Raw genomic sequence first — 5,575 nt, 5'->3', positions numbered from 1 at the left:
GATCATGCCCGTGACCAGGCTCCGTCTCCGGAGAAGACGCGGCGGCATCAGCGGATTGGAGGTGCGGTTTTCGATCCAGGCAAAAGTGAGAAATAACACCAGGGACAGAAGGGCGCATATCAGGATGCCGACGGAGCCCCACCCAGCCTCAGGTCCCTGAACGAGGCAATACACGAGTAAAGTCGCAGCGCCGGTAAAGCTCAGCGCACCGGGCAGATCGAAGCTGCCTTTTCCGGATCGGACAGGGTCCCGCGGAATGGCAGCGAGTGCCGCCAGGGCCGCACCGCCGGCAAACAATACGTTGACGAAGAAGACGGCTTCCCACCCTATGGCGTTCGTCAGAATGCCGCCGAGGAGAGAGCCCAAGGTCAACCCGCTGGCGCCCGCTCCGCCCCAGACTGCGAGAGCTCGGTTGCGCTTAGGTCCTTCTTCATACAGCCGGTTGATAAGGGATAGGGTCGCCGGAAAAAGAAAAGCGGCTCCGATACCTTGCAGCGCTCGGGCCAGGATAATGACCAGCGGACTCCATGCCAGCCCTCCAAGCAAGGAGGCTAGCGCGAACAGGAGCAGTGCTGATATGAACATCCTTTTTTGCCCGAGCTGGTCTGCGGCACGTCCGCCAAGAAGGAGGAAGCCGCCGCAGAAAATCGTATAGGCGCTGACGACCCACTGAAGGGATTGTTCCGAAAAGCCCAGTGCACGGCCCACTTCGGGGAGCGCAACAAAGACGATATTAATGTCAAGGGAGTAGATCAGCTGGGCGAAAGCGAGGATGGCGAGGCTCCAGACCAAGGCTTTCTTTGACATCGCCGGAGTGGCGGCAGAATGGGCAGCGGTAATGACCTCGCCCCTTGGACTTGCTGACAACGGGTCTCGTGATGACACGCGAAAAGCACCTCATTTCAAAATGTTTTGAAATGATTATATTTCAACAAAAATTGAAATGTCAATACATAGCGTGTATAATATTTTCTATGAGATCCCATTACGAAACCGAGATGGCCAAAGCGGCCAAAGCACTCAGCGACCCGATCCGGATGAAAATTTTGGTGATGATTAAAATGGGCAGGCAGTCGGATTTCCAGTCTCCTGTCTGTACGTTCGAGCCTGCGGCCGTATGCCCCGCGGACCTGCAGCTTAAGCTGGGAGACGTGTCGCCGTCCAAGCTGTCCTACCATTTGAAGGAGCTTAAGGATGTGGGGTATATCAAGGAATGCAGGGAGGGAAAACGGCATTATTATTCGCTGCAGCCGGAAAGGCTGAAGCAGTTCACGAAAGATTTAAGCTGGCTGTATGAATAGGGAACGGGGCGGGGTTTGGAAACAGATCATGCGGTACCTGCCCCTTATCCGTAAGTACAAACAACCCCCGACAACGTCGGGGGTTGTTTGTATGTGAGGCAAGACAGGGCAGTCACCCGCGTTCAGGCCTGCTCCTCCCGCCTGTATGGCAGCCGGACCCGGAACGTGGTCCCTTCGCCCGATGAGCTCTCGGCATCGATGGTGCCTTGATGCGCCGCGACGAACTCCTTGGCGATGGCGAGCCCAAGCCCCATTCCGCCGCTGTGCCGCGAGCGGGAAGCATCGGCTCGGTAGAAGCGGTCGAAGAGGTTCGGGAGATGCTCGGGGGCGATGCCGGTGCCGGTGTCCTTCACCGCGATCTCCAGCCATGGCCGTCCGTTTGCGTTCTGTGCCTCCGACAGGATCACTTGGATCGAACCGCCATGCGGCGTATGCCGGACGGCATTGGTCAGCAGGTTGAGAAAGACCTGGGTTATCCGGCCGGAGTCTACCGGGATTTCCGTGGAGCCGGCTTGGCTCACCAGCGTCATGGCAATGCCGGCATCCTGTGCGCGGGGCAGAAGCCGCTCGAGCGTCTGCTCCAGCAGGGCACGGACGTCCGTCCGGCTGAACTCAAACGACAGCTTGCCTGCCTCGGCCAGGGAGAGCTGATGCAGGTCGTCCACGAGCCGGGTGAGCCGGATCAGTTCATCCTGCAGCGGAAGCAGCTGCTCGGGTTCGATCGCTTCGCCTTGCTGCTGCAGCATATCCATCCTTTCCCCTCATGATGGAGAGGGGAGTTCGCAGCTCATGCGCGACGTCGGCGACGAGACACGACAGCGCAGACGATCAGCAGAAAGCCGACGCCATGTGAAATGCCCAGCTTCACCTTGGAGATCACGCTGATTTCCGGGTCGTAGTATCGGAAAGACCCGACGTCCCGTCCATTCGTCTCGATGCGGTCTTCTACCCCGAGCCCCCTGATCATGGGCTCGGCCACGCTGCCGAAGATGGCCAGCTTCCTGTCGTGGACGTCGTACAAGATCAGGCCGCTGTCCTGAACTTCTTCCAGTAAGTCGCCAGGGGCCAGCTTCTCAACACCGTTCCAGGAACCACCGTGCCGATCATAATATTCGGCGAGGGTATGCGACAGGCGGCTGATTTGCTCTTGGTCGGAGGACGGTGTCAGCTCGCCCAGCAGCCCGTGCACGACCGCATTTGTGATCAGCATAAACGTCAGGCTCATGACCACGATAAAGGCGGCCATGGCCCAAAACAGTTTCCGGCTAACGTTCACGGCGGTCACCGAACCGGTATCCGAATCCGTACACGGTGTTAATAAACACCGGGTTGGACGGATCGTCCTCGATCTTTTTGCGGATCCGGCTGATGTGGGCGTCCGCGGTCCGCTCGTCGTTCAGCAGGTCGTCATCGACCGCAGCCAGCAGCTGCAGGCGGCTGTATACAATGCCGGGCCGCGAAGCCAGGGTGGCGAGCATTTTGAATTCGGTCGGGGTCAGCGAAACTTCCTCCCCGCGTTTCCACACCCGGCACTGCGCCTCGGATATCGTTAAATCTCCCCGCACGATCCGGTCGTCCGGAGTCTCGTCCCCATGGATTCTCCGGAGGACCGAGCGTATTCGTGCGACCAGCTCCCGGAGGGAGAAGGGCTTCGTCAAATAATCGTCGGCGCCGACCTCCAGCCCGATGATTTTATCCGTTTCTTCCACTCTGGCGGTCAGCATGATGATTCCCAGCTTCGGCAGCTTCCGCAGCTCCCGGCACACGTCAATGCCGCTCATTCCCGGCATCATCCAGTCGAGGACGACCAGGGACGGCTTCCGTTCGCCAGCGATCCGGAGCGCTTCCCGGCCGGATAAAGCCGTGATCGTCTCGTATCCCTCCTGCTGGAGAAACGGCTCCATAAAGGCCAGCACTTCCTTTTCATCATCGACAAGCAGCAGAGTATGCGTCATGTGTTCATTCTCCTTTATCTCGAGAGCCTCGGGCCGTTGCAGCCTTTCCGGCTTTTATCCCCCTCATTATATACCGGTTCCCGCGAATGCGGGGACAATTCACCAAAGCCGTAAGGAACCGCAACAAGTTCGCAACATTCCTGAAGGAAAACCCCCGACAACCCCGGCATAGATCCGGGAAAAAGCCGCAATATCCGGATGCATTTTCATCGCAACAGCAAGAGAACTTCACAGGTTCACAACAAGTCGCTGCTACAATAAACTCCAGGCGGCAAAACACGGGTGCGCCGCAGACCATCGCAATTCATTGCCTTCATTGCGGTCAATGCAATGGAAGCAATTCAACGGGGGAGGGGTGATTATGCTGAAGCAGCACCATGTGATCAAAGTACTGCTGGCTGCCGTCGGCGGAGCTGCCTGCGGCATCTTTCTGTCAACCATTATTGCCGCTCTCGGTTATCTGATCCATGACCGGCCGGCCGGGACACCTTATCTTCCGCTGATCATGGCTGCGTTGTTTGCGGGGATCGCCGCGTTGACGTCCGATTATAAGGGAGGAAAACCACATGACAAGCATCGATCTTAATCCATCTCAAGATAAAATTTCAGGGGGCAGACGGATTTCCCGGGGCATCTTTATGGGGCTGTCCTGGATATTGGTCGCATGTATCACGATTCAGGTGTACATCGCAGGGTCGGCTGTGTTCCAGAATCCGGTGAACTGGCGGCTCCACGAAAACTTTGTTCATTTCTTTGGGTTTGCCCCGCTTCTGATGATCATTTTTGCCATTACGGGAAAATGCTTTAAAGGCAGCGCGTGGCTCAGTTTGGCCATGTTTGTTCTGATCGACATGCAGTACATGACGGCGCATGTGCCTGCGCTGGGCGCCATCCATCCGGTGATGGCCCTCGTGCTTATCCTGCTGTCGCTGTACACCGCACTGCGAAGCACACCGCGGCAGTAATGGGGAATTTATGCCCGAACAGTTGTGGAGGGGACCGGTGCCCGGGTATACTTTGAAATAAATGAAGATCATATCGTTGTTTCAAAGAGAGGGCTGTAGCATTGACCTTACAACAGTTAAAATACGTCATCGAAGTCGCCAACCGCGGGTCCATGAATGAAGCGGCCAAACGGCTGTTTATTTCGCAGCCAAGCCTGTCGAATGCGATCAAGGATCTGGAGGAAGAGCTGAACATTACGATTTTTGAACGGACGAACAAAGGGATTACCCTGTCCAAGGAAGGCGCCGAATTTCTCGGCTATGCCCGCCAGGTGACCGAGCAGGCAGAGCTGCTGGAGAGCCGCTATATGAACGCCAAGCCGTCGCCGCAGCATTTTTCCGATCGACCCAGCACTATGCGTTTGCCGTCAATGCGTTCGTGCATTTGGTCAACGAGTATGGGCAGGACGAATACGAGCTGGCGCTGAGGGAAACGAAGACCCATGAAATCATCCAGGATGTCAAAAGCCAGCGGAGCGAAATCGGCATTCTGTACCTCAATGAATTCAACAGCAAGGTCATCAATCGTCTGCTGAAGGACGCCAATTTGAAATTCACGAGCCTGTTTACGGCCCAGCCTCATATTTTTATCAGCGTCCATAACCCGCTCGCCAAGCAGTCCATCGTGACGATCGACCAGCTGCAGGATTATCCCTACCTGTCGTTTGAGCAGGGGGAGTACAACTCCTTTCACTTCTCCGAGGAAATTCTGAGCACACTGACGCATCCGAAAAGCATCCGGGTCAACGACCGCGCCACGCTGTTCAACCTGCTCATCGGACTGAACGGTTATACGATCTCAACCGGTGTTCTCAGCGCCGACCTGAACGGGAACGAGATTATTCCTGTGCCGCTCGACTGCGACGAGACGATCAATGTCGGCTGGATCTGCCATCAGAATGCGGCGCTGTCCAAGCTGGCGCTGGAGTATATCGAAGCGCTGCACCAAGCGATTTCCGATTGATCCGTAACTTTGAAAAGTATGGGTGAAGTGCTGGGACGTAGTCCAAGGTATGACTTTTTGCAGCCACGCTTGCCGCTGTATGCGGCGGGGGTGGTTTTTTGTAACGCATAAGTTGGGTGCTCCATCTCATATATTGTCCAGTGACGGATCGTTATCGATGGGAGGGATACGCCTGCAATGAATGAAGAGGCGCTCTTTGAGCACAGGTTTTGGCTGCAGATTTTGGGGGATCATGCCCGTTTTATCTACAACGCTCTGGCGTCGAAGGAAGTCAAGGACGTGCAGACGGCGGCTTCGTTCGTCCAATGGTTCGACCGGCTGCTGGGACAGGCGCGCTCGTTCCCTGAGGGA

Annotated in this window: 8 protein-coding genes and 1 pseudogene; 5 read left to right on the top strand and 4 right to left on the bottom strand. The window is 56.4% G+C overall.

The window, feature by feature from the left end:
* On the bottom strand, positions 1-885 hold an 885-nt coding region (locus CPT76_RS01045), incomplete at its 3' end, for an MFS transporter (protein ID WP_219845371.1).
* 89 nt (positions 886-974) lie between these two features.
* Here CPT76_RS01045 and CPT76_RS01040 point away from each other — a divergent pair.
* Positions 975-1,301, top strand: coding sequence for an ArsR/SmtB family transcription factor (locus tag CPT76_RS01040; protein WP_181152644.1), 327 nt, complete (start codon positions 975-977; stop codon positions 1,299-1,301).
* 122 nt (positions 1,302-1,423) lie between these two features.
* Here CPT76_RS01040 and CPT76_RS38665 read toward each other — a convergent pair whose 3' ends face one another.
* From CPT76_RS38665 to CPT76_RS01025, 3 genes are all read right to left on the bottom strand, one after another.
* On the bottom strand, positions 1,424-1,831 hold the full coding sequence (locus CPT76_RS38665; protein WP_374954587.1) for a sensor histidine kinase: 408 nt from the start codon (positions 1,829-1,831) through the stop codon (positions 1,424-1,426).
* A gap of 257 nt (positions 1,832-2,088) precedes the next feature.
* Positions 2,089-2,577 carry a hypothetical protein gene (locus CPT76_RS38655; RefSeq protein WP_258167956.1) on the bottom strand — a complete coding sequence of 163 codons (489 nt, stop codon included), beginning with the start codon at positions 2,575-2,577 and terminating at the stop codon, positions 2,089-2,091.
* On the bottom strand, positions 2,567-3,256 hold the full coding sequence (locus tag CPT76_RS01025) for a response regulator transcription factor (protein WP_105441638.1): 690 nt from the start codon (positions 3,254-3,256) through the stop codon (positions 2,567-2,569). The genes CPT76_RS38655 and CPT76_RS01025 overlap by 11 nt, the downstream gene beginning before the upstream one ends.
* 361 nt (positions 3,257-3,617) lie before the next feature.
* Here CPT76_RS01025 and CPT76_RS01020 point away from each other — a divergent pair, with 361 nt between their 5' ends.
* The 4 genes and pseudogenes from CPT76_RS01020 to CPT76_RS01005 form a co-directional block, all read left to right on the top strand.
* On the top strand, positions 3,618-3,842 hold the full coding sequence (locus CPT76_RS01020; RefSeq protein WP_089545962.1) for a DUF5957 family protein: 225 nt from the start codon (positions 3,618-3,620) through the stop codon (positions 3,840-3,842).
* Positions 3,823-4,221 (top strand): DUF6220 domain-containing protein, encoded by a 399-nt coding sequence (locus CPT76_RS01015; protein WP_105441637.1) that lies wholly within the window; start codon positions 3,823-3,825, stop codon positions 4,219-4,221. The genes CPT76_RS01020 and CPT76_RS01015 overlap by 20 nt, the downstream gene beginning before the upstream one ends.
* A 101-nt stretch (positions 4,222-4,322) precedes the next feature.
* Positions 4,323-5,224 (top strand): annotated as a pseudogene (locus CPT76_RS01010) (LysR family transcriptional regulator).
* A 177-nt stretch (positions 5,225-5,401) separates the two neighbouring features.
* A partial coding sequence (locus CPT76_RS01005; RefSeq protein ID WP_146116126.1) for a DUF2935 domain-containing protein occupies positions 5,402-5,575 on the top strand: 174 nt, incomplete at its 3' end.

The sequence above is a fragment of the Paenibacillus sp. AR247 genome (assembly GCF_002968895.1).
Classification (GTDB): Bacteria; Bacillota; Bacilli; order Paenibacillales; family Paenibacillaceae; genus Paenibacillus_AQ; species Paenibacillus_AQ favisporus.
This window is presented reverse-complemented; position numbering and strand designations above follow the sequence as displayed.